The sequence below is a fragment of the Peribacillus sp. FW305-BF15 genome (genome assembly GCF_058783805.1).
Genome location: NZ_JBYSYV010000006.1, coordinates 185,728 through 209,780, shown reverse-complemented (window position 1 = coordinate 209,780; position 24,053 = coordinate 185,728). Strand labels below are relative to the sequence as shown.

The following is a 24,053-nucleotide window of genomic DNA, read 5'->3' as shown; positions in this document are numbered from 1 at the left end:
GACCATCGATTTCCCGATGGCCTAACTCTCATTTCTTCATATTATATTTATCCAGGAAGCGATCGACCCGTCCGCCTTTTTCAGCAAACTTCTGCTTTCCTGTATAATAAGGGTGCGTATCCGAGCTGATTTCCACTTTTAATAAAGGATATGTTTGGCCGTCTTCCCAAACGATTGTTTCATTGGACGTCTTAGTGGAGCCTGCCAAAAATTTATACCCACTGTTGGTATCCATGAATACCACTTGTTGATAATCGGGATGAATTTCTTGTTTCACTATTATCACCTCATCGTCAGTATAGGTATATCTTAAACGTAATGATTACTATTATCAACCATTATGCTTGAAGGTACCAAAAGTCGGTACCTTCATTATAGTTTAATCTAGATGATCTACCCTTATTCCATTGTGTTCAGCCAGCCATGCCTTTATGCGGACCTGCCTGCAGTTCATACATTTGATAGTACTTCCCTTTCAGTTGCATTAATTCCTCATGTGTACCTTGCTCTGCAATCCGCCCTTTTTCCAGTACAAGAATTTGGTCGGCATTTTTTATCGTGGAAAGCCTATGTGCAATGATGAAGGTCGTTCTCCCTTTTTTCAGCACTTCCATACCCTCCTGGATAATTGCCTCGGTTTCGGTGTCGATGCTTGCTGTCGCTTCATCCAAGATCAATATGGCCGGATTGAATGCAAGGGCACGGGCAAAAGAGATTAGCTGACGCTGTCCGGAAGACAGCGTTCCGCCTTTTTCGATCACGGGCTCGTCAAGCCCTAAAGGAAGATGCTTCAGCACTTTGTCCCCCCCGACATCTCTTAATGCTTTTTCAACCATTTCCCTTGTGATGCCTTTATGATTGAGACTGATATTGGATGCGATGGTGCCAGTAAATAAATAGGGGTCCTGAAGGACGATCCCCATATGCTCCCTAAGCGTCTGATGGGGGATATCCAATATATTTCTGCCATCGATTTTGATCTGACCTTCACTGCTGTCATAAAAGCGGAATAATAAATTCATTATGGAGCTTTTTCCTGAACCGGTGTGGCCAACTAAAGCCACCGTTTCCCCCTGTCTAGCGGAGAAGGAAATGTCCCTTAACACATATTCTTTATCCTTATAACCAAAAGAAACATTTTCGAATTGTACGTTTCCTTTGTATCTGGATATGTTTTCATCGCTGACTGCCAATCCCTTCTCATCCAATAAGCTGAACGTCCTCTCCCCTGCAACAAGCGCCTGTTCAAGATTAGCGAACTGATTGACGATTCCGTGAAGCGGATGTAGCAGGCGGCTGATCAAATCAACAATTGCATACATCATCCCTAAGGAAATGGCCGAACCCGCTGTAAGGGAAATCCCGCCGAAATACCAGACGAAGGCCATCAGCGCCAAAAGCTTAATGACGCCAATCAAGTTTCCACCCGTCAACGAATTCAAATGGAGCATTTTATTTTGATAGGAAAAATGCTCCCGGTTCAGATTTTCAAAAGATTGCTTCGTCTCCTTTTCACGTCCAAATGCCTGAATGATGCTCATACCAGAAATGGATTCATTAATCATTCCATTAATATCGCTGACCCGTTCCCGAATGATGTGATTATATTTCGAGGCGAATTTACGGTATACCATCGTCCAGATAACGATGATCGGAATAAGTAGAAGGCCAATGGTACCGACTCGTGGATCCAGAATAAACAAAGCAATTAGAACGCCGAAAATATTAATGGTACTCGAGAAGAAGTTGGCGAGCACGGTTACATATAATTCCCGGATCGCTTCCGTATCATTAGTGACCCTGGCTACAATTTTACCCGCTGGCATATTATCAAAATAACGTATCGGCAGACGGGAAATATGCCTAAAAATATCATTTCGCATCTTCTGTATGATTCGGTTCGCCGCTTTCTGTAAATAAAAACTCTGGCCATATTGAAAAATGGAGGAAAGGATGACAAGGCTAAAATAAAAAGCCACAAGCTTAATGATCCGCGGGATTTCCGGTTGATAAAATCCCATCACTTCCTGACTCGTCAATTTCACTGCTTGCGCACGTTGCTCTTTCCCGTCTTTCTTGATGATCAATGATTGGTTCTCCAAGGTTCTGCGCCCATCGATAGGGACAGCTTCATCTACGAAGACAAATTGATTGCCAACCTGCAGAACATGGACTTCCCTGCCTTTCTTCTCACCTTTTGAAAAGTAATCAGCCCGTTTATACCAATTTCCATCATACTTAACTGCATCTTTTCCTTTACCTGCTTCATGCCAGGAAGATTCGATGCCAAGTATATGTGAATCGATGATTTTCTTGGCAACGAAAGGACCCGTTAAATCGGCCGCTACCGAAAGAGCAAGCATGATCAGGGCGCCAATGATCAATTTTTTATAAAGGGCAGCATAATTAAAAAGTTTCTTTACGACCTTCATGCCTTCACCTCCGTTCCTTCGTCAACCTGCTGTCGTTCATATTGCTCGCTATACCAGCCATCATTCAGCAGTAAATCCGCATGAGTCCCCTCTTCGATGATCTTTCCGCTGTCCAATACGATAATCCTGTCCGCGTGCTGAACGGCTGATAAGCGGTGGGTTGTGATGATGGTCGTTTTCCCTGCCCGTTCATTTTGGATATTTTCGATGATTGTCGTTTCCGTTTTTGCATCGACAGCGGATAAGGAATCATCCAATATAAGGATTTCCGGATTTTTGATCAATGCCCTGGCAATCGAGATCCTCTGCTTTTGCCCACCGGACAGAGCGACACCCTTCTCACCGACGAGTGTCTCTAATCTGTTTGGCAGCATCATTAAATCCTTCTCAAAATCCGCAAGCCGGATGGCTTCAGCCAGTTCACCTTCCGTTGCATCCATTTTACCGAATAAGATATTTTCCCTAACAGTCTTCGAGAATAAAAAATGGTCCTGTGGAACATATCCGATCCATTTACGGATATCTTCAAGGTGCAGTTGCTCCAGCGGCATGCCTGCAAAAGCGATTTCACCTGTTCCTAAAGGATATTCCCGCAGCAATTGCTTCACGAATGTCGTTTTTCCACTACCTGTTTTCCCCACTATCCCCAATGTTTGACCGCGCTCAAGCTGAACGGAAATATCGGATAGATTCACAACCGTTGAGGAAGGGTATGTAAAATGCACGGAATTGAATTGGATATTCCCCGGGTTCGTAATACTCTCCATCCCCATTGAATTCTTCACATCCGCTTCATACGAAAGGGTATCCTGAACACGGTCTAACGAAGCATTTCCCCTTTGCATGACATTGATCAGTTCACCCACCGCGATCATCGGCCAGATTAACATGCCTAGGTACACATTGAACGAAACAAGCCCGCCAAGCGTTATGGCCTGTTGAAACACAAGATAAGCCCCATAGCCCAACCCGATTAAATAGCTGATGCCGATGATAATGCTGATTGTCGGATCAAAGAGGGCGTCGATTCTTGCCACGGCTAGGTTTTTGCCATATACATCCTCGGTCATTTCCTCAAATCGCTTTTCATCTTCCCGTTCCTGGACATAGGCCCGGATAACACGGACACCGGAAATGGATTCCAGGACCTTGTCATTTAAAGTGCCAAAGGCTGCTTGTGCATCCGTAAAACGTTTGTAAATTTTCTTCACGTAAATTTGCATCAGCACTGCCATGATCGGAAGCGGCAGCACCGCCGCAATCGTCAACTGCCAGCTGATCGTGGCTCCCATCATGACCACTACCGTGATGGTGAACAGCACCGCGTCTACGAGGGTCAATATCCCGAAACCAGCTGTGAGGGATATTGCCTTTAAATCATTGGTTGCCCTTGCCATTAAATCTCCTGTACGGTTTTTTTCATAAAAACTTGGCGTCATTTTAAGCAAATGGCCCATAAACCCTGACCTTAGTTTCCGTTCGACCAAGTTTCCGCCGCCGAATAACAGATAACTCCATAAGTAACCAAATAGGTAACTGCCGATCAGTACCATGAGCAAATAAATAACGTATTTCATGACCCCTTCCTGCGTCATGCTGCCATTGTTCATATCATCGATGGCATTCCCGACAAGTTTTGGCGGGATAACCTCCAAGATATTCACTAGACATAGAAATAAAATCGCCAAGGTGTAACGCTGCCACTGTTCTTTAAAGAACCAGGACAGTTTTTTAAAAATCGCAAACATGAATTCCCCTCCCTTTTGTTCAAACCCTTCGCTCGCTAACCGCTTTCTGGATCTCCCGGCTGCAATAAGATTTCCAATGTCTTTTGTCTCATTTATAGTTCCTCCTATCCTTTATATGGAAAGGGTGCTAATGCACCTGGATCCAAAATGCCAAAAAGCCCCCGCCGATTAGCGGAAGCTTTTTTAGATGCGTAATAACACATATAAAAGCGCAGGCCGCGAAAATTCCACAACCTGCGCTTTAAAATCATGAATGGAAGCGAGGAATCCTATGTCTGGAAAGACAAGGTATCAGGGCAGGCGGACGTATGATATTCAATTGTGACATCACTGTGCTTAACTGATTTAGTCATGACGTTCGCCTCCTTTTCCATTGATTAATGGTAATTTTTAACTTATTTTTAAAGATTACTACGTTTGCATATTTTTGTCAATTGTGACTTTTCTAGATTATTGATGGATAATCCTTTATTCTAATAAGAATGACGCAACCTAAGGAGGTTCAGCATATGCAATGGAGAAAATATATACTCCTGGCGGTTCCCTTTTTATTATCAGCCATTTTCATCTTATTTGCCGTACCGGTCCAATATAGATTTTTATCCTTCATTCCTGTGTTTCTTTTCTGGATAGTTTATTATATTTTATTGTACCGGGAAAAGAAGAAAAAAAGATGACATCACCTAGGGGGGTTGCAAATGCAACGCCCCTTTCTTGATGGCTATGCATATAATGATCGAAAAACATTCGTGGTGAAATGTATGCTTTCCCAATATTTGAAAAAGCTGTTGGGTAAACACCCTGCCAAAACAAAGCCGATCATCGATGCTGAAAGATTTGACACGCTAAAATCCCGTTTACAAAAAGAGCTCTTTCAGCCTGTTGATGAGTCAAAAGCTTTTTTCCCCGAGGAATCCGCCCTGATAAAAAGCATTCGAACCGAAACGGCTGCCTTGAACCGGAACAATATCACAAGAACTCAAGCCTATCTTGCCTTTTATAATCGCAATCCAGAGGTTCACTGGGCCTTTTTAGCACATATGGTTTCGAGGAATGGAGGATACCATATGACTGACTTGAAAAGTTCAAACATGACCCATCTACTTGACAGAGCGGAACGGCAGAAATTTTTCCTTTTCCTTGAGCGTGCCAATTCAGCCATATTTGCAGATGCCTTCCCCCAACTTCTTTTATATGAACATTCTAAACAAAAAGAACTTCCGCTAAGAAGGTATTTACCAGTATTCCGCATTTCAAGATTCATGGCCCCGATTTGGGAATCTTTCATCGAAGAGCCCCATTCACCCCTTTTGACAACGGCCCTTATCATTAATGAACAAAGAATGCTTCAGGAAAGGATATTAAAACGCACCCGGCATGGTGAAATCCTCCGCAGGCTTGATTTTCAGCTTCAGGAGTACTTAGGCTTCATGAAAGTGATCTTTCCTTATGCAAACAAGCAAAAAGGACTTCATTCCTTGACAGGACTTACCGTCGAACGCTTTGCCGACCCGAAACAGCGCATTGAAACGGGGAAATTATTATATGGGCTTCTTTTTCAGCATCCGGTGGTTTTTCGCGGTGTTGGCCATTTTACAAAAGAGATTCCCCACACGGGTTCCAGAGAGGATTACTGGGCAAGCATATATACATCTGATGGATCCACGTCAAAAGATGATAAAATCTACAGCCCGACTCTTCATGATGCATGGAAAGATCAACTATTCTTTCCTCCCCATTCCTTTGATTGGTTCACGAATGAAAGCTTCATGGAAGATTTACGAAGTTTACCGACCATTAAAAAGGAGGACCTGACCAACGAGGTGCTCGAAAATGTCAAGCAGCTCAAAACCCTTAACGAAATGAAAGCCATTTTCTAGCATGATGCCTCTTACTTTGAATATCCCATCCCCCATTTGGCAAGAATGGTTAGCAAAAAGAATGGGTGAATCAAATGAGAGGCATTGTACTATTGAATCCAAATTACAAAATTGGGGATTTACATACGGATGAAAGCTTTGCAATCCAAAAGATCGTGACGTACAAGTATATGGAAGAGAATAATATTTCCCCGGTCATACTCAATCCGTATCAAATCCACCCTTATTACACCATCCCGCATGAGCTTCTATCCAATTTACAAAGTAAAAAAACGGGGCAAATCGATTGCCTTGTGCTTCACTCCCTGGAAACCATTGAACGTTTCAACTATATTTACCCTGAAAAATGGCTTGAGCTATGCGGATACTTCAATGGGATTATCACTGTCACGACTCAAACTCCCGTTAGGAAATATGAAGCAAAATAAAATCATGGTACTTAAGTCGCTGTAGTGAATTAGGGTTATAGTCATTAATCGTTCATGTAAAAGAGTTCTTTCCAAGTACCTTGGTTTATGTTCACCTTTTTTTATGGAGCCCCCCAACCACGCATCCCTACTAATGATTGCCGCTGTACCGCTTCTTCCTCTATTTATCTATTATATCAATTTTCCTAATTATAAGATTACTAGGAATTATATAACTCCAAAACATTCTTTTGGAAATATAGATAAATTTACGGATAAAGCATAGAAAAATAAGTTAATTTTATATATCATTGGAGATAGGAATTTTCTTATTTTTTACTTTTACTAGAAAGGAATGTTAATGATGGCCAAAGAAAAAAAGAAAAAAACCCCAATTCCTTTCCGACTGAATTTTATGTTCTTTTTAATATTCATTTTATTTTCAAGCTTAATAATCCGGCTTGGCATCGTCCAAATCGTGTATGGGGATGATTACCTCCGCGAAGTCGACCGAACGGAAAACGATGTGGCCAATACCCCCGTTCCCCGGGGCAAGATGTATGACCGGAACTTGAATCCGGTCGTTGATAATGAGCCGCGTAATGCCATCACCTATACGAAATACCCGAATACGAAAACGGCAGATATGGTGAAGACGGCAGAGGTCCTTGCCACCTTGATAGAAAAAGATACCAAAAAGGTAACCCTTCCGGATAAAAAGGATTTTTGGATTTTAAAGCATCCGAAAGAAGCCGAAGCCTTGATCACCAAGGCAGAGAAGAAGAAAGTCATCGAAAAGAAACTGGAGCAAAAAGATTTATACAAACTTCAAATGGAGCGGGTAACCGATGAGAATATCAAGGAATTCTCCAAGGATGAATTGGAAGTGATCGCCATCTTCCGGGAATTCAATAGCGGCTATGCCCTCGCACCGTCGATCGTGAAGAATAAAGATGTCACCACTAAGGAATTCGCCAGGGTCAGCGAACATTTGGATGAAATGCCAGGCGTGGATGTAACGACGGATTGGGAAAGGACCTATAAGTATGATGAGACCCTCCGCTCGGTTCTTGGCAAGGTCTCTTCTTCCGAAGAAGGCATTCCCAGTGAAAATATCGACTATTACCTGGCACGCGACTATACCAGGAATGACCGGGTCGGAAAAAGTTATATTGAAAAACAATATGAAGATGTCCTGCGCGGTCAAAAGACGCGGATTGAAAATGTGCTGAGCAAAGGGGAAGTCATCAAAACGAATACCCTCACTGAAGGGCAAAGCGGAAAGGACTTGGTCCTTACAATTGATATGGAGCTGCAACAGCAGGTTGAAAAAATCCTCGAGAACGAATTGCGCAAAACCAAGGCTAAGGGAAATACCTACTTATTGGATCGTGCCTTCGTCGTTTTAATGGACCCGAATACAGGCGAGGTGCTCACGATGGCAGGCAGGCAATACGGCCGCAACAGTAAAACCGGGTTGACCGAAATGAACGATTTTGCCCTTGGAAACATAACGACATCCTATACGATGGGGTCATCTGTCAAAGGGGCCACTGTCTATACGGGCTTTCAGACAGGAGCCATCGCACCAGGGTCAGCTTTTTTTGACAGGAAACTCCATTTAGCAGGAGCTCCTCCGAAAGGATCTTATAGTGATTTGGGTTATGTAACCGATGTCTCTGCGTTAAAGAAATCGTCGAATGTCTATATGTTCATGACGGCGATCAGAATTGCCGGCGGGCATTATATCCCTAACCGGCCGTTAGGAATCAATCGGGAAGCTTATGCCATCATGCGGAATCATTATGCCCAATTTGGATTGGGTGTCCGTACAGGCATCGACCTGCCAAATGAATCCGTAGGGTTTAAAGGCGTCGATATGTCAACAGACGGATTGCTGCTGGATTTATCGATCGGGCAGTATGATACATATACCCCTATGCAATTGGCACAGTATGTTTCGACGATTGCAAATGGCGGAAAAAGGCTTGAGCCCCATATGGTCAGGGAAATCAGGAATCCATCCAACGAACACAATGAATTGGGCAGCGTCTTTAAAACAATGAGTCCCAAAGTGTTAAACGATTTAGGCGGGAAAGACGTTTGGATGCAGCGTGTCCAGGAAGGATTCAGGCAGGTTGCCCAGGAGCCAGGCGGGACGGCATATAAATATTTCGGCGGGAAGTCTTACCGTGCGGCAGCAAAAACGGGTACTGCCGAGGCCTTTTACGACGGACCGCGGAGAAATCAATATAGCGCGCCAGTCCCGACTATCAATTTGACGCTTGTAGGTTATGCACCTCACAATAATCCGGAAGTGGCATTCTCTGTCGTCGTGCCATGGGTGTATCAAGGCAAGCCCTCTGATGATATTAACAAAAGGATCGGGCGGGACGTAATGGACGCCTACTTTAAATTGAAGGAAAAAAGAGCAAAAGGTGAATCTGATGCAGATAAAGCAGTAGAAAGCACTCAATGATGAATACAAAAAAGGCCTGCTCTATTATGAGCAGGCCTTTTTATGATGCCCATTTATTCCAGCTTTTGAACGAATTCCTTATAAAGGGCCCTAAGTGCATCTCCCCTGCTGATGATGCCGACGACTTTATCATTTTTGTCCACGACGGGGATTTTCTTGAAATGATGCTTGGAAAGGACCTTTATCAATTCATCTAGCGGATCTTCGGGAGATAGCTTTGTAATCCTTTTATTTTTAATGATTTGTGAGACTTTATCATTCATTTTGGATGTAACCTTTTCATCCAATTCTTCACCGGGAAGAACCGTAATGTAGGTGAAATACCCCATGATGGCTTCCTCTGCAGGTGTCAAGTAACGAAGGATATCCCCGTCCGTCACCATTCCCAATAGCTTATCATGTTCATCCACAACGGGGACCCCGCCCACTTTATTATCGATTAAGATCCGCAGAATTTCCTTTAATGTAAAATCAGGACGGGCTACAAAGACTTCCCTTATCATGAAATCCTTAACTAACATATTACCACCCCTTTTTTAAGTTTGTACGTTCTGTATTCATCTCTCCCCTATTAATACCCTTACTTACTCTATTTAAAAACCCTTGCCGCCTGAACTGCCTTTTTCCAGCCATTATATAAATCCTTCCGTTCCTGTTCTTCCATCTCGGGTTCGAATTTCTTATCGACTGCCCATAGCTTTGAAATCTCTTCCTGACTTTCCCAATATCCGACAGCGAGCCCCGCCAAATACGCCGCTCCTAACGCTGTCGTTTCACTAATAACGGGTCTTTCGACTGGTACATTCAGGAGGCCGCTTTGGAATTCCATCAAGAAGTTGTTTTTGACAACCCCGCCATCGACCCTCAATGCCTTTAGGTTAATCCCTGAATCGACTTCCATGGCGCTAAGGACATCTTTTGTCTGGTAGGCCAATGCTTCCAATGTTGCCCGGACGAAATGCTCCTTCGATGTCCCCCTTGTCAGTCCGAATACAGCTCCCCTGACATCACTATCCCAATAAGGGGTGCCTAATCCTACAAATGCGGGAACTACATAGACACCATCGGCTGAAGTGACCCGCAAAGCATACTTTTCACTGTCTTTCGGATCATGCAAGAGTTTCAGTCCATCCCTTAACCATTGTATGGCCGAACCTGCGACAAAAATACTTCCTTCCAAGGCATATTCGACTTTTCCATTCAGCCCCCATGCAATCGTGGTCAACAGGCCATGCTCTGATTTCACTGCCTTTTCTCCTGTGTTCATCAGCATGAAGCATCCGGTGCCATACGTATTTTTAGCCATTCCTTTTTCAAAGCATTCTTGGCCGAACAATGCGGCCTGTTGATCTCCCGCCGCTCCGGCAATCGGGATTTCATGCCCAAAGAAATGATGTGGCGCTGTTTTCCCGTATATCTCCGATGAAGAACGAACGTCAGGGAGCATCGATTGCGGCACTTGCAGGATTTCCAGCAGCTCTTCGTCCCACTTCAGGTCATGAATGTTATACATCAGCGTCCTTGAAGCATTCGAATAGTCTGTTACATGTGATTTACCACCCGAAAGTTTCCATATCAGCCACGTATCGATCGTACCAAACAATAAGTCTCCGTTTTCAGCCTTTTCCCGTGCCCCATCCACATGGTCGAGAATCCATTTCACCTTTGTACCGGAAAAATATGCATCAATCAATAATCCGGTTTTCTGCAAGAATAAGCCATCGAGGCATTCATCCTTCAATTGCGTACAAATTTCGCTTGTCTGCCGGGATTGCCAGACGATGGCATGATGAATCGGCTGACCTGTTTCCTTGTCCCATACCACGGTCGTCTCCCGTTGATTCGTTATGCCAATTCCAGCGATCTGTTCAGGCCTTACATTCATTTCCGATAGACAGGAAGCGATTACCGATAAGATGGAGCCCCAAATTTCATTGGCGTTATGCTCCACCCATCCTGGATTCGGGAAGTGCTGGGTGAATTCCTTTTGGGCAATATGCAAAACTTTCCCGCTTTTATTAAATAAAATGGCCCGGGAACTTGTCGTTCCCTGGTCCAATGATAGTATGTAAGTCTCCACGGCTGTCTCCTCCTGCACTTAAGAAAAGGTTCATTTCAGCTTAAGTGTCATGCTGTTTTTTCTTTCTACATTTTACTAGATATACCCGTGAAAACAAAAAATATATAAACTACAGCAGAAAACTGAATAATATTGGCAGGTTAAGAGTTTATCTTTTACAATGAAAATAAGCGGATAGGAGGAATGGAAATTGAATAATCATGAAATAGATTTTAAGGTATATGGAGATGACATGCAGTTTGTTGAAGTGGAATTGGACCCTCAGGAAACGGTGATTGCCGAGGCTGGAAGCTTAATGATGATGGAAGATCAAATCAAGATGGAAACCATCTTTGGTGATGGGTCTTCAAATGGTGACAGCGGAATGATGGGTAAGCTATTCGGGGCCGGGAAACGGCTACTTACTGGTGAGAGTCTTTTCATGACGGCTTTTACGAATGAAGGACGAGATAAAAAACACGTTTCATTCGCATCGCCATATCCAGGTAAAATCATCCCGATGGATTTAAGCGAGCTGGGCGGGAAAATCATATGTCAAAAAGACGCATTCCTGGCGGCCGCAAAAGGCGTTTCGGTCGGAATTGAGTTTCAGAGAAAAATAGGGGCAGGCTTCTTTGGCGGTGAAGGCTTCATCATGCAAAAACTAGAAGGAGATGGAATGACCTTCGTTCATGCCGGTGGCACGATCCATAAAAAGGAATTGGCAGCAGGGGAGATTTTACGCGTCGATACAGGATGTTTAGTGGCAATGACTAGCGGGGTAGATTATAATATTGAAACTGTAAAGGGTGTGAAAACCGCTTTGTTCGGCGGCGAAGGTTTATTCTTTGCAACATTAAAAGGACCCGGAACAGTCTGGGTGCAATCTTTGCCATTCAGCCGGCTTGCCAGCCGTGTATTTGCTGCAGCGCCGCAAAATGGAGGATCATCCGAAGAAGGCAGCGTAGCTAGAGGCTTATTCAATTTATTCAACGATAAATAAGAACCGGACCAATGGCTGCCACCCTGGCAGTCATTGATCTCTTTTGAAAAGGATGGGTAGCTACATGCAGCTTGTTAAGTGGTCCTACATGAGACGCTATAATATCAGGGCAATTTTTGATAGATTCCCGAATTCGCCTGTTATTTTCCGGAAAATAAGAGATTACTATTTTGTTTATACCGTTCACTGGACAGCTGCCGATGGCCCTATCGGCATAAAAGAGCTTGAAGAAATGGAACAGCTGCTCAACCGTGAGCTCGGGACTGAACTGCAATATCTCTACCGAAAAAAATGAGTTACTCCTCGTACATCATTTTTCTTGTCATGCCTCCATCGACGATAAGATCCTCACCCGTAACGAAATTATTTTCCGTTGCCGTCAAATAAAGACAGGCCCTTGCAATATCGTCCGGTTTGCCAACCCGATTGGAAAAATGCTGCAGGTGATCTTCATCCCTCAGCGATTCATAATCTCCCGTTTCAATCCACCCCGGTGAAATCGAATTGACCGTAATTTTCTCTTTGCCCAAAGAAGCGGCAAGTGCATGTGTCAGTGCTTTGATCCCTCCTTTGGTTGCTGCATAGGATTCCGAATCAGGCTCAGACATCATCGCTCTGGTTGAGGCTATATTGATGATCGCACCTCCCATTTCATTTTTCCGCATCGATTCTGCCGCGGCCCGGGAACAAAGGAAAACACTGCGCAAATTCGTATTCATCATATCGTCCCATTCCTCTATCGTCAGATCATAAAGCGATTTGAATAATGCCTTTCCTGCATTATTGATTAATATATCAATGGTCTTATATGTTTTTAGAGTTACATCCATCAATTGTTGAATGTCAGCTTCCTTGCGTACATCCGTTTTAACGAACATGGCTTCATGACCGTTACTTTTGAGCTCTTCCACACACAGAAGCCCTTCCCGCTCGTCCAAATCTGCGAGAACGACTGAAGCGCCGCTTTCTGCATATCCCTTTGCCACGCCTCTCCCTATCCCATTCGAAGCACCTGTTACAATCACCGTTTTATTTTTGAAACCCATTATTCCAACCTCACTTTCACAGCCGCTTTTCCCTATCATAATATCCAATCCGCTCCACTTCAAACAACTTTGACCTCCGAAAAATCCTTTTTCTTCTTTTCTAATCGCAGGACCCTTATATTTTTGTAGCTGCCCTAAAGTGATGTATGATAGATGGTAACAACAAGAATGAACTAGAGTGAAAGGCATCCGCTATTATCTTTCTTACAGTGTAAAAATTTATATTGGAGGAATGTAAAAATGGACTTATTAAAAAATGTGTTTTCTTTAGGATTAGGAGCAGCCGCTGCTACAAAAGAGCAAATTGAAAAAGCGGTGGACTCTCTTGTCAAAAAAGGCGATATCAGCAAAGAAGACTCCAAGATCCTTATTAAGCAATGGGTCGAAAAAGGGGAGCAAGCCCAAAAGCAGCTGGACGATTCCGTCAAGGCCAAAGTCAATCAAGCGCTCAATGGCCTAAACTTGGCAACTAAAGAAGAAGTCGAGGAATTGGAGCGCCGCATCGTAATTTTGGAGAAACAGAACCAAAACTTACAACCGTGACAGGAGGTACTTGAATGTTTCGCAAGCGACTGAAACACGCACATCGTTACCAAGAAATCATTAATGCCTTTTTGAAAAATGGGTTTGGTTACTTCATCTATCGCCTGGGATTATCCGAGAGTAAAGCGGGATCGAAACTCCAACCCGATGAAAACCTGAACCTCCGCTCAATCGGAGAGCGGCTGCATACGATATTACAAAGCTTGGGACCTACATTCATTAAACTTGGGCAGATTGCAAGTACGAGGCGTGATTTCGTTCCTGAAGAAATCGTCCGCGAGCTTGAAAAGTTACAGGACCAGGTCACCCCCTTTCCATTTGATAGGGTCCGTAAAATTGTCGAGGCCGAATTGGGTGATTCTTTGGAAAACATTTTCCTTGAATTTAATGAAACCCCACTGGCAACCGCTTCGATTGGACAGGTCCATACTGCTCGGCTTCCATCACAGGAAGTCGTAGCAATCAAAGTGCAGCGGCCAGATATTCTTCCGACTGTGGAAACGGATTTGGAAATTCTCGATGATTTGGCAAGACTTATGGAAGCACGCATATCTTGGGCAAGACGCTACCAAATCAGAAAAATGATTGATGAATTCGCTAAATCACTCCGCGCAGAACTTGATTATAACTCCGAGGGTCGAAACGGGGAAAGAATAGCCAAGCAATTCATCGATGATCAAGGGTTTAAGGTACCAAGGATTCATTGGGAGTTTTCCACAAAAAGGGTCCTGACAATGGATTTCATTCAGGGAATTAAGATCAATCATTATAAACAGCTTGATGATGAAGGTTATGATCGCCGGCAAATCGCGGAAAGATTAGCGAACTCCATGCTTCATCAAATATTGATCGATGGCTTTTACCACGGTGATCCCCACCCAGGCAATATCATCATATTGCCTGGAAATGTCGTCGCACTCATGGATTTTGGAATGGTGGGACGTCTGGAGGAAGAAACGAAATATCAGTTCGCCTCGCTTGTCATCAATCTGAAACGCGGAAGCACCAATGGATTGATCAAGACGCTTTCAGATATGGGTCTCTTGACGGACGAAATCGATATGGCCCCATTAAGGGAGGATATTGATGAACTGCGAAATAAATATTATGATATCCCATTGAGCCAAATCAGCTTAGGCGGAGCAGTCAATGACCTGTTCACGGTTGCCAATCGTCACCAGGTCCAAATCCCACCCGAATTCACGATGCTCGGCAAGGCTCTGCTTACCATGGAGGCAATTGTCGAAGGATTAGATCCGAATTTCAGCATCATGAAGGCAGCTGAACCTTTTGGGGAAAGGCTTTTTAAAGAACGCTACAACCCAAAAAACATTGCGAAGAACGCCTGGAATCAATTCATCGAGTCTGCTGAAGCCATTGCCGAACTGCCCAAGGATATCAGGGAAGTGACAGGTATCATTAAAAAAGGGAAATTGCGGCTCGATATCAACATCCCCGAACTTCAAGTTTTTTTACATAAGCTTGATCAAATCTCGAACCGGCTGTCGTTCAGTATCATCCTGCTTGCATTCAGCATAATCATGGTCGGTCTCATTATCGGTTCTGCAATAGGCGGGGAAACCTTGATCCTTTGGAAGATACCGGTTATCGAAATTGGTTTTGTCGTTGCAACCCTGATGTTCTTACTCATGCTCTACACTATTTTCAGATCCGGAAAAATGTAACTCACTTAAAACGGGATTCAGATTGGTCTCATCCCGAACGTTGAAAAATGAGGCACTTTATCATGGAACCATTGCCTAAAAACCAGCGGTAAGCCATATTTGTTTCAACTTCTTTAGTTGTTTTACGCATTGAACGAATTCCGAAGCTATTTTGAATGAAAGTCAATGTACAAGAAAAAAAAATGTAGACAAACTCGATTTTCATCGAGTTTGTCTACATTCGAGGGAACCCCTTTGGAATAGGGGGTTTTTCTTGATTTGATTCATTGGTTATTTATCCGACGTTCATATGAAACGGCATACGCACTATGGCGAAAATGCAAGATCCGGTCTTCCGAGCATTCGATTCCTTCAGGAATATTGGTTGGATCAAACAATAATGTATCTTTACACACTTCCGATTTTTTGGAGATCATTAGATGCCCTATCGTGATTACCTGTTTATCTTCCGACCAAGCAATAGTCGGATCGTCAGTCGGGTCATTTTCCCCTCCTATTTGGATGTTCAATTTAAAGCCCACCGGTCCTTCTTTAAGCCTCTTTTCCATTTCTTCATCCAGATACTCCGGCGAATGCTCGGCCACCTCTCCTTTTTCTAACATACTAAGGCCGGCATCTGGCACCCACTCATACTTGATTGCCTGCCGCTTTCCTTCCTTGTTAATGAAATAGAATGCGTGAATGGAGTAATATTGGCACGTTGAAAAACTGGCTGGAGAACGCATTTCTTTAAGCATTTGCAGGCTTGCCTTGCTTTCAGGGTATTTCCACAGGATTTTTGCAAGCTCTTTCAGATTGGGGAAACCTTCCTTTGCAGATTGGAAAAAGCCAGCAATATCAACAAACGCTTGCGGTGTTTTCGCAAAGAATAACGGAATGGTCACAGTAATAAGATCTGACACCTTTCCATTCGGCAAATGAAACTTGACTGCCATGCCCTTTACAGGGGAAATGGCATCAGGATGGCTTGGAATCGGTGAGCTATTTGAAAACCGAATGATCACCGGCACGGCTTCATCCTGTAGATGCGAAGCCACCGTTAATGGGGACGCTTTTCCGTTTGGGGTAAAAACCCCCTCATAAACATATCCCCTTGCATGCACACGCCGATAACCAGGATGTGTTCCTGCTACATTTTCAATCACATTTACTGCTTCCCTCGCCAGTTCAGGTTTGTAGTCGTCGGTTCCTTCCATGATACTCACCCCACCTTTTAAGATTATTATCCATTATTACATGTACCCCATATTCCATTAGCCTATTCTTTCTTGAATCACCGAAAGCATTGATTGCAAAAAAACACCTGGCGCTGCAAACATATGTCATATCTTTATGGACACGTGATTTTATCCTTTAAATTCTAGAAACATTCAAAATGATCGGCATATATAGATCTCTTTTACTTCCACTATAAAAATACTCATTCCTGTTCCGGCTCCACCTGCGAAAGGATCACATGGGTAACCGTTGCTGCAAAAGGAATGGTCCGATTGATGAATTCCTCCACTTCTTCAAGGCTCCGAGTGTGGATTTTCAGCATAAAGCAAGCCTGCCCGGCAATGCGATAACAAAAGTCCACATTCGGCACCTTGGAGATATACTTTTTGAATTTCTCATATTCCCCATTTTTTATCGTAGCTTCCACGATACACTCAATTGGAAAACCGATCTTTTTATGATCAATCTCGGCAACATACCCTTTAATGATCCCGAACGACTCCATTTGCCGAACCCGATCGGCAACGGTGGGGGCCGAGAGGTTTACTTTCTTTGCCAATTCCCTCATGGAGATTCGGCTATTCAACGTTAATTCGGCAAGGATGCTCTGGTCTTTCTCATCTATTTTCATTTTTAAATTATTCCCCTTTTTCCCTTTACATTCGTTCATTATTAAACCGCATTTCTTTACAAATGGAATTAAAATTCCTGGATTTTTATATTAGGATTATCTCAAAGGAGAGATGTTCATGACAAGAATAAAAAAAGCATCACAGGGCTCCAGTCCATTTCAAAGATTATTTCATTCTGAAGAGATTTCGCATAAATGGTCGGATCTCTCAGATTGCATATCTGCAGATGGGAAACTTTCGGAGAGATTGAAGGAAAACGTCAGAAGGGTGCTGGCATACGGTAATGGCTGCTCATACTGCCAGGCAAAAGGGACTCCGCTAAAGCCGGAAGATATGAAAGAAAGCTATGCAATTGCCTTTGCGGAAGTATTTCTCTTGCAACGTGAAAAAACGGAGGAAAAGTTTTTCCAAGTATTGAGGGAAGTGTTCAGTGATGAAGAAATTTCTGAACTATTGGCATTCATTTGTTTTACAACCGCCCAGCAATATTTCGGGGCTTTGATGGATTTAAAATAACACAAAAAAAGGAACAGGCCTTCCGCCTCGTTCCTTTCTGTAAAAAACCTGCATTCTACCCTTCATTAGTTTGAAGGATACCCGAATCCTTTACCAGCATCAGTAGAATGACCGCCTAGGATTTCGCACCATGATCCTCCATTTCATTGATCCTTGGAAGAATGGAGCGGGAAGGTACCGGGGATGTCAAAACCACAGATGTATTCAGATGTCCATAGGGTATTAATCGATCTATCAGTAATCTCATGCTGTCCATATCAGCTAAAGCCGCTTTCAAAAAATATCCAACTGTTCCTGTTACACGGTGGCACTCGATAATGTCTAAATCATTTTTCACTAATTGCTCAAAATCGGAAACAGGAACCTTAAGTTCACTCACCTGAATGAACACAAGTACACCCCTTCCTATTGCCAAAGGGGAAACCCTTGCGCTGAACCCCTCAATGATCCCCTTTTCTTGAAGTCGGTACATTCGTTCAGAGATGCTAGGTCGACTGAGAGCCAATTTCTTCGATAGTTCACTAATCGTAATGCGTCCATCTTTTTGTAAAAGTTCCAGTAAACTGACATCTATTTCATCCATGAAGCAACCGCCTTTCATAATGAAGGAATATAAGCATATATTTCTTTAAAATGTTGTATGGATAGCGAAAAATACGTTCTTTTTTGTATGTAATTTTAACAGTTAATATTCTATCATTAAAATAATCAAATAGAAAAAGAAAATTCAGAACTTTACCAAAGGGAGGAACCTGCATTGACCTTTACGAAAATCCCGGTTCGACAAAACATCGAAAGCATTAGCCCATATGTTTCCGGCAAACCAATTGAAGAAGTGCAACGTGAACTTGGTCTTGAAACGATCGTTAAATTGGCATCCAATGAGAACCCATTCGGTTACTCACCTCTAGCAAAAGAAGCCATGCTTAACGAAATGGAGCAAACCTCCTTTTATCCTGAAGGCATGGCGCCTGCATTAGCTGAAAAACTGGCAAGAAACTTGAATATCAATAAAGATCATATCATTTTGGGCAATGGATCTGATGAAGTGATACGTTTGTTGACACGAACCTATATCCAACAAAATGATGAAGTCATCATGGCTGATGTGACATTTCCACGCTATGAAACGAATGTATTGATTGACGGCGGCACACCTGTAAAGATTCCTCTTACCAATGGTGTACATGACCTTCAGGGTATGTATGAAGCCATAACAGAAAAAACGAGAATGATATTCGTCTGTAATCCCAATAATCCGACAGGAACGATCGTTCAAAAAGAAAAGTTACGCTCCTTCATCGAGAAGGTGCCGAAGCATATTTTACTGATCGTTGATGAAGCATACTATGAATATGTCGATGATGCAGAATATTTAGAAACCTTACCGCTTCTCAATATGCATTCAAATCTGGTTATCTTACGCACTTTTTCAAAGATTTATGGACTGGCTGCTTTAAGGATCGGATACGGTTTAATGGATGCTTCCATCATACAAGAGCTAGTTAAAGTGAAGGAACCCTTCAATACCAATCGTTTGGCACAGGCTGCGGCATTCGCTTCCCTCGACGACCATCCATTTGTTGAGAATTGTGTTCGTAAGAATGAGGAAGGAAGAAGATATTTAGAAAATGAACTAAGCAAGATGGGTTTGGCATTCTTCCCTTCACATGCCAACTTCTTGATGGTTAAATTGAACCAGCCTGGCAAGGACATTTTTGAGAAGTTATTAGTTCAGGGTGTCATCATCCGTTCAGGTCATTTGCTAGGCTATGAAAATACCATCCGCGTGACAATCGGCACTCCGCTTGAGAACGAGAGATTCATAGCATCCTTACAACATATAATCAAGAAAACATCTGGAGATGACCAATCGAAATGAAGTTGCAGAATATCAGTGATCAGTAATGAAAGATACGACATGGACGCCTTTGCCCATGTCGTATCTTTTATGAGGATTTATTTAGCGATATTTTTTTCTATTATAGGTGTTTCCTGTTTGTCCACTCTTTTAAATTTAAAAATTGAAATCAAGATTAAGGCAGCCAACACAATCAGGCAAGTAATGATACTGATTCGATTCTGATCACTGAATACGAACGTGACACAAATGATGCTTAACGTGATTACGGTAAACAAGGTTATATATGGAAATCCCCACAATTTAAAACTGGGAGCTTTGGGATATGAATTGCGAAGTTTAAGCTGCGCTAAACAGATGCTGATCCATACAAGTGATACTACAAAACCCGGAAACGCCATTAATAGAGTAAATGCCTTGTCCTGTGCAACGAAAGTAATCATGGAGCCGACGACCAATACACCTGCACTTAATAGCAAACTATACAAGGGAACGCCATTTTTTGATACATAAGAGAACGACTTGGGAGCTTCCCCTTCTGCAGCTAAAGAATGCAGCATTCGGGTACACCCATATATTCCAGAGTTAGCGGCAGATAAGACGGCCGTAATCAAAATGCTATTCATGATATGTGCAGATCCCTGAAAACCTGACATTGACAAAACCTGTACAAACGGACTTGCCTGGTCGCCAATTTCATTCCACGGAATCAAACCGCAGATTACAAGTATCGGTAAGGTGAAGAATAATACAACTCTCCAAATATAGTTTTTAATGACCTTAGGTAAAATGCGTTCTGCATCCTTTGCTTCCGTTACCGTCACCCCTATTAACTCGGAACCGCCATAGGAGAACATGACGATCAGTAATGCCGAAAAGATGGACATCCACCCATTCGGGAAAAATCCTCCATGCCCTGTGAAGTTTTGCAGATAATTAGATCCGCCGCTTGGGATCACACCAAATAAAATACAGGCTCCCAATATAATGAATAAGATGATCATTGTAATTTTAATGCCGGCAAACCAAAATTCGAATTCACCATAATTTTTGACATTCATCATGTTAATCCCAATGATGAAGGCCGCACACCCTAAACTTAATATCCATAGCGGGATTGCCGGGAGCCAATACTGCAAAAAGCTTCCTGCCACCACTACCTCAATGACACAAACGGACAGCCACATAAAACAATACATCCAGCCTACGATGAAGGAAAGGCGCTTACCGAATGCTTTCTGAACGAAGCCTTTCATATTCGTATTTGGATAGACAATTGCCATTTCCGCTATGGCACCCATGACTACTAGCAATAACAATCCTGCAAAAATATAAGTGAATATGACTCCTGGTCCTGCTAACGATATGGTTTCGGCACTTCCTTTAAAAATCCCAGTACCTATTGCCCCTCCCATTGCCATCATGCTAATATGCCTCGGCAATAATTTCTTTTGCAATGACCCACCATTTGACTCCATTACATTTGCCTCCTTCATTCCATAATTTTCTCGTATAAATTAAACCCATTTAATCGTTGAATGGCGAATAGATTTGTTATCTCATCAACCGTTATGGTTTAGGAGTGAAAGGATCCAAAGCTTATTGAAAACTCTATACTTCCCAAAGTAAAAATGATATCAATATGCCGATGGTTTTACAAGAGGGAATCATTGCAGGCCAATACGGCCCCTGTTTGGTCAAACGCCGGGACATAATTCCAAATGGAGTGAATTTACTGATAGCCTTGCCTTTCGGGTCTTTGACTCCATTAAGATAAAACATTCTAATCGGGGACTACATTGGTAATCCCCATGAATTTACCTTTTCCTATTTATTTACGATGTGAATTGCATGTCCCAAAACTGCTTCAGCCGCTTCCAGCCACCCCTCGGTCAAGGTCGGATGAGGATGCATGCTGAGGGCTATATCTTCGACCCGAGCCGCCAGCTCAAGGGCAAGGACACCTTCACCTATAAGGTTGGAAGCATCAGCACCTACCATATGCATTCCAAGCAGTATATGACTATTGGCATCCACGATGACTTCTGCAAACCCCTCCGTTTCATTCATTGCAAGCGCCCTTCCGTTGGCACTGAACGGAAATTTGCCAACCTTTACGCTGTATCCCTGTTGTTCAGCTTCTTCACGGCTTAAACCAACACCAGCTATTTGTGGTTCCGAGAAGATTACATAGGGAATATAAGGCGAGTCAACTGCACTTGGCAGCCCCGCTATCACTTCAGCTGCCACGATTCCCTGTTTGGACGCTCGATGGGCAAGTGCCGGACCAGGCGTAGTATCACCGATGGCAAAGATGTGCGGCACATTTGTACGGCATTCCATATCCACTGCTATATGGCCTTTCTCACCAACCGTCACTCCAGCCCGATTCAGGCCAATTTCTTCCGTGTTAGGAATCCTTCCAATTGTAACCAGGGTCTTTTCGCTCACGACCGCTTCCGCACCCTGTTCTTCCGAGGAAACAAGAAGGTGCACTTGACCATCCACTACACTCGCTTTCTCTACCCTCGAGGATGTTTTGATATTGATCCCGAGCTTCTTGGCATTCCGGGTGACTTCCTTTACCAGGTTTTCAGCAACTTGAGGGAGTATGCGATTGGCCATCTCAATGATGGTCACTTTAGTCCCTAACTTTGCAAATGCCATACCCAGCTCGATTCCAATATATCCTCCGCCAATGATCGACAAGCTCGCTGGAACTTCATTCAGCTGCAAAGATGATGTTGAATCCAATATATATTCTCCATCAACTTTTATGAAGGATGGAATGAAAGGCCTGGACCCTGTCGCTATAATTGCCTGTTCAAACTTGTAGGTTTCAAAATCGCCACCGGTTTCAACTCCAATGCGGTCATCAGATAAAAAAGTTGCTTGGCCTTTAACCACCGTCACTCCGTTTTCCTTACACAAATGGGCAATACCATGCCCCAACTGGGATATGATGCCCCCTTTCCAATCCTGCCAAACCCCCAAGTCCATAGTGGTTCTTTCCTGAGGCAGCCGGATTCCCATTTTCCCTAAATCGTTAAGCCCATGGTATTGATCAGCTGCGTGAATCAATGCTTTTGAAGGTATACAGCCCCGATTAAGGCAGACCCCGCCCAACTTATCCTTTTCAACCAGCACGACAGATTTACCTAACTGGCCGAGACGGATAGCCGCAGCATATCCTCCCGGACCTCCTCCCATGATGACAACATCCGTCTCAACAGCAACTTCCCCTACTACCATTTATCTCATCTCCACAACTAAACGAATTGGATTTTCCAGCAATTCCTTGATTTTATTGGTAAAGTGCACCGCTGTTACCCCATCAATCAAACGATGATCGAAAGAAAGAGACATATTCATCATTAAACGGATAACACCTTCCAAATCGCGAACGACCATGCGATGTTCCATTTTATGCAAAGCTAATATGGCAGCTTCCGGATAGTTAATGATCGGGGTAGCGTGCATCCCTCCGATCGGTCCTACATTGCTGATGGTAAATGTACTGCCTGTGATTTGGTTTATACTCAACTTCCCTTCACGGGCTTGGGTTGCCAATTGCCTGATTTCATCAGCCAGTTGGAAAATGGTTTTTTGATCGGCATGTTTGATCACAGGAACAATGAGACCCTCTTTTGTATTCGTCGCAATCCCAATATGATAATAATTTTTCAGGATGATTTCATTGGTTCTTTCATCAATTGAAGCATTTAATGTCTTGAACTCCTTTAAAGCGATGACAATGGCTTTAACGAAAAACGGCAAAAAAGTCAATTTTATATCCTTATCATCTGAGTACTCCTTTAATTGACTTTTAAATTCCTTCAATCGGTCCATTTCCAATTCATCTACATGCGTTACATGAGGAATGGTCGAAACGGACTTTACCATATGTTCAGCGATTTTTTTACGAATGCCTTTAAGCGGAATCCGCTCTTCCCGCTCATTTTCCAAACCATTTGCCAGTACGGCATCCTTCATCTGCGCCATCTCTTGACCAGTCTTGTCATCATGCTGTTTGGCATCTTCCCGTGAAATCGAATCATTTTCTTTAAACTGCTTCAGGTCACTTTCGGTAATTCGCCCAGCCGGACCGGAACCTTTAACCTTCTCGATATCAATCTTCATTTCCCTGGCCATTTGACGCACGAATGGGGTTGCCAACGCACGCACTGCCTGATGGTGCTGTTTAGTCGTAATATGCTCCGCATTTACTTTTACATCACCGGATTGCCCGACTTGGTTTTCTTCTTCACTAATGTTTGTATCCGGAACTGGCACATCGTTCTCTTCCTGAATTGTGAATATAGTGGTTCCCACTTCCACGATATCCCCAACGGAAAAAAATATTTTCTTGACCACTCCCGCTGCCGGGGCTGTCAATTCCGCATTGACTTTATCCGTTTGCACCTCAACAATGGGTTGGTCCTGTTTTACCGCATCCCCTTCTTTGATGAGCCATTGGATAATTTCCCCTTCATGCATCCCTTCCCCTACATCAGGAAGTTTAAATTCCATCATGCGTCATCCTC

22 protein-coding genes and 1 pseudogene are annotated in these 24,053 nt (G+C 43.2%); 10 read left to right on the top strand and 13 right to left on the bottom strand.

Features of this window, described 5'->3' with window-relative positions; translation table 11 throughout:
• Nucleotides 1–28: 28 nt before the first annotated feature.
• From AC3WLU_RS08530 to AC3WLU_RS08520, 3 genes are all read right to left on the bottom strand, one after another.
• Nucleotides 29–277, bottom strand: coding sequence for a type B 50S ribosomal protein L31 (locus AC3WLU_RS08530; RefSeq protein ID WP_268936613.1), 249 nt, complete (start codon nt 275–277; stop codon nt 29–31).
• A gap of 136 nt (nt 278–413) precedes the next feature.
• Entirely contained in the window at nt 414–2,432 is a 2,019-nt protein-coding gene (locus AC3WLU_RS08525) for an ABC transporter ATP-binding protein (RefSeq protein WP_492597111.1), read from the bottom strand.
• Nucleotides 2,429–4,180, bottom strand: coding sequence for an ABC transporter ATP-binding protein (locus AC3WLU_RS08520; protein WP_239860466.1), 1,752 nt, complete (start codon nt 4,178–4,180; stop codon nt 2,429–2,431). The genes AC3WLU_RS08525 and AC3WLU_RS08520 overlap by 4 nt, the downstream gene beginning before the upstream one ends.
• Before the next feature lie 509 nt (nt 4,181–4,689).
• Between AC3WLU_RS08520 and AC3WLU_RS08515 the strand changes: the two genes are divergently transcribed.
• The 4 genes from AC3WLU_RS08515 (at nt 4,690) to AC3WLU_RS08500 (ending at nt 8,946) form a co-directional block, all read left to right on the top strand.
• Nucleotides 4,690–4,857: a hypothetical protein gene (locus AC3WLU_RS08515; protein ID WP_153246154.1), complete on the top strand. Its 168-nt coding sequence runs from the start codon at nt 4,690–4,692 to the stop codon at nt 4,855–4,857.
• A 21-nt stretch (nt 4,858–4,878) separates the two neighbouring features.
• A complete protein-coding gene (locus AC3WLU_RS08510; protein WP_440439876.1) occupies nt 4,879–6,060 on the top strand; it encodes a DUF2515 family protein in 1,182 nt (393 codons plus the stop codon).
• Nucleotides 6,061–6,134: 74 nt separating this feature from the next.
• Complete coding sequence (locus AC3WLU_RS08505) at nt 6,135–6,488, top strand: hypothetical protein (protein ID WP_492597110.1); 354 nt, start codon at nt 6,135–6,137, stop codon at nt 6,486–6,488.
• A 343-nt stretch (nt 6,489–6,831) separates the two neighbouring features.
• Nucleotides 6,832–8,946 (top strand): peptidoglycan D,D-transpeptidase FtsI family protein, encoded by a 2,115-nt coding sequence (locus AC3WLU_RS08500; protein ID WP_492597109.1) that lies wholly within the window; start codon nt 6,832–6,834, stop codon nt 8,944–8,946.
• A 53-nt stretch (nt 8,947–8,999) separates the two neighbouring features.
• On the opposite strand, the gene AC3WLU_RS08495 is transcribed toward AC3WLU_RS08500, so the two are convergent.
• Nucleotides 9,000–9,467, bottom strand: a complete 468-nt coding sequence (locus AC3WLU_RS08495) for a CBS domain-containing protein (RefSeq protein ID WP_034314788.1) — start codon at nt 9,465–9,467, stop codon at nt 9,000–9,002.
• 68 nt (nt 9,468–9,535) lie between these two features.
• On the bottom strand, nt 9,536–11,026 hold the full coding sequence (gene glpK / locus AC3WLU_RS08490; protein ID WP_492597108.1) for a glycerol kinase GlpK: 1,491 nt from the start codon (nt 11,024–11,026) through the stop codon (nt 9,536–9,538).
• 190 nt (nt 11,027–11,216) lie between these two features.
• Here glpK and AC3WLU_RS08485 point away from each other — a divergent pair, with 190 nt between their 5' ends.
• Both AC3WLU_RS08485 and AC3WLU_RS08480 read left to right on the top strand, forming a co-directional pair.
• Nucleotides 11,217–12,008: a TIGR00266 family protein gene (locus AC3WLU_RS08485; RefSeq protein WP_057275762.1), complete on the top strand. Its 792-nt coding sequence runs from the start codon at nt 11,217–11,219 to the stop codon at nt 12,006–12,008.
• A gap of 52 nt (nt 12,009–12,060) precedes the next feature.
• Nucleotides 12,061–12,303, top strand: a complete 243-nt coding sequence (locus tag AC3WLU_RS08480; protein WP_492597130.1) for a protein YuzH — start codon at nt 12,061–12,063, stop codon at nt 12,301–12,303.
• A 1-nt stretch (nt 12,304) separates the two neighbouring features.
• On the opposite strand, the gene AC3WLU_RS08475 is transcribed toward AC3WLU_RS08480, so the two are convergent.
• A complete protein-coding gene (locus AC3WLU_RS08475) occupies nt 12,305–13,054 on the bottom strand; it encodes a glucose 1-dehydrogenase (RefSeq protein ID WP_098865946.1) in 750 nt (249 codons plus the stop codon).
• Nucleotides 13,055–13,294: 240 nt separating this feature from the next.
• On the opposite strand from AC3WLU_RS08475, the gene AC3WLU_RS08470 reads away from it, so the two are divergent.
• Together AC3WLU_RS08470 and AC3WLU_RS08465 are read left to right on the top strand one after the other, a co-directional pair.
• Nucleotides 13,295–13,597, top strand: coding sequence for a phasin family protein (locus AC3WLU_RS08470; protein ID WP_098187558.1), 303 nt, complete (start codon nt 13,295–13,297; stop codon nt 13,595–13,597).
• Nucleotides 13,598–13,611: 14 nt separating this feature from the next.
• Nucleotides 13,612–15,282: an ABC1 kinase family protein gene (locus AC3WLU_RS08465; protein WP_187050570.1), complete on the top strand. Its 1,671-nt coding sequence runs from the start codon at nt 13,612–13,614 to the stop codon at nt 15,280–15,282.
• 32 nt (nt 15,283–15,314) lie between these two features.
• On the opposite strand, the pseudogene AC3WLU_RS08460 reads toward AC3WLU_RS08465, so the two are convergent.
• From AC3WLU_RS08460 to AC3WLU_RS08450, 3 genes and pseudogenes are all read right to left on the bottom strand, one after another.
• Nucleotides 15,315–15,448: pseudogene (locus AC3WLU_RS08460) on the bottom strand (transposase); the annotation flags it as partial.
• A gap of 97 nt (nt 15,449–15,545) precedes the next feature.
• A complete protein-coding gene (locus tag AC3WLU_RS08455; RefSeq protein ID WP_492597107.1) occupies nt 15,546–16,478 on the bottom strand; it encodes a catalase family peroxidase in 933 nt (310 codons plus the stop codon).
• 224 nt (nt 16,479–16,702) lie between these two features.
• On the bottom strand, nt 16,703–17,131 hold the full coding sequence (locus AC3WLU_RS08450; RefSeq protein WP_098187564.1) for an Lrp/AsnC family transcriptional regulator: 429 nt from the start codon (nt 17,129–17,131) through the stop codon (nt 16,703–16,705).
• Between the two features lie 118 nt (nt 17,132–17,249).
• Between AC3WLU_RS08450 and AC3WLU_RS08445 the strand changes: the two genes are divergently transcribed.
• A complete protein-coding gene (locus AC3WLU_RS08445; protein WP_492597106.1) occupies nt 17,250–17,648 on the top strand; it encodes a carboxymuconolactone decarboxylase family protein in 399 nt (132 codons plus the stop codon).
• 115 nt (nt 17,649–17,763) lie between these two features.
• Here the strand turns inward: AC3WLU_RS08445 and AC3WLU_RS08440 are convergent, their stop codons facing one another.
• Entirely contained in the window at nt 17,764–18,231 is a 468-nt protein-coding gene (locus AC3WLU_RS08440; RefSeq protein WP_034314805.1) for an Lrp/AsnC family transcriptional regulator, read from the bottom strand.
• Between the two features lie 174 nt (nt 18,232–18,405).
• On the opposite strand from AC3WLU_RS08440, the gene hisC reads away from it, so the two are divergent.
• Nucleotides 18,406–19,530: a histidinol-phosphate transaminase gene (hisC, locus tag AC3WLU_RS08435; RefSeq protein ID WP_413004844.1), complete on the top strand. Its 1,125-nt coding sequence runs from the start codon at nt 18,406–18,408 to the stop codon at nt 19,528–19,530.
• A gap of 77 nt (nt 19,531–19,607) precedes the next feature.
• Here the strand turns inward: hisC and AC3WLU_RS08430 are convergent, their stop codons facing one another.
• The 3 genes from AC3WLU_RS08430 to AC3WLU_RS08420 all read right to left on the bottom strand — a co-directional run bounded on the left by AC3WLU_RS08430 (nt 19,608) and on the right by AC3WLU_RS08420 (nt 24,042).
• On the bottom strand, nt 19,608–20,987 hold the full coding sequence (locus AC3WLU_RS08430) for an amino acid permease (RefSeq protein WP_492597105.1): 1,380 nt from the start codon (nt 20,985–20,987) through the stop codon (nt 19,608–19,610).
• 349 nt (nt 20,988–21,336) lie between these two features.
• Nucleotides 21,337–22,761, bottom strand: a complete 1,425-nt coding sequence (gene lpdA / locus AC3WLU_RS08425) for a dihydrolipoyl dehydrogenase (RefSeq protein ID WP_492597104.1) — start codon at nt 22,759–22,761, stop codon at nt 21,337–21,339.
• A complete protein-coding gene (locus AC3WLU_RS08420; protein ID WP_492597103.1) occupies nt 22,762–24,042 on the bottom strand; it encodes a dihydrolipoamide acetyltransferase family protein in 1,281 nt (426 codons plus the stop codon).
• Between the last annotated feature and the right edge of the window lie 11 nt (nt 24,043–24,053).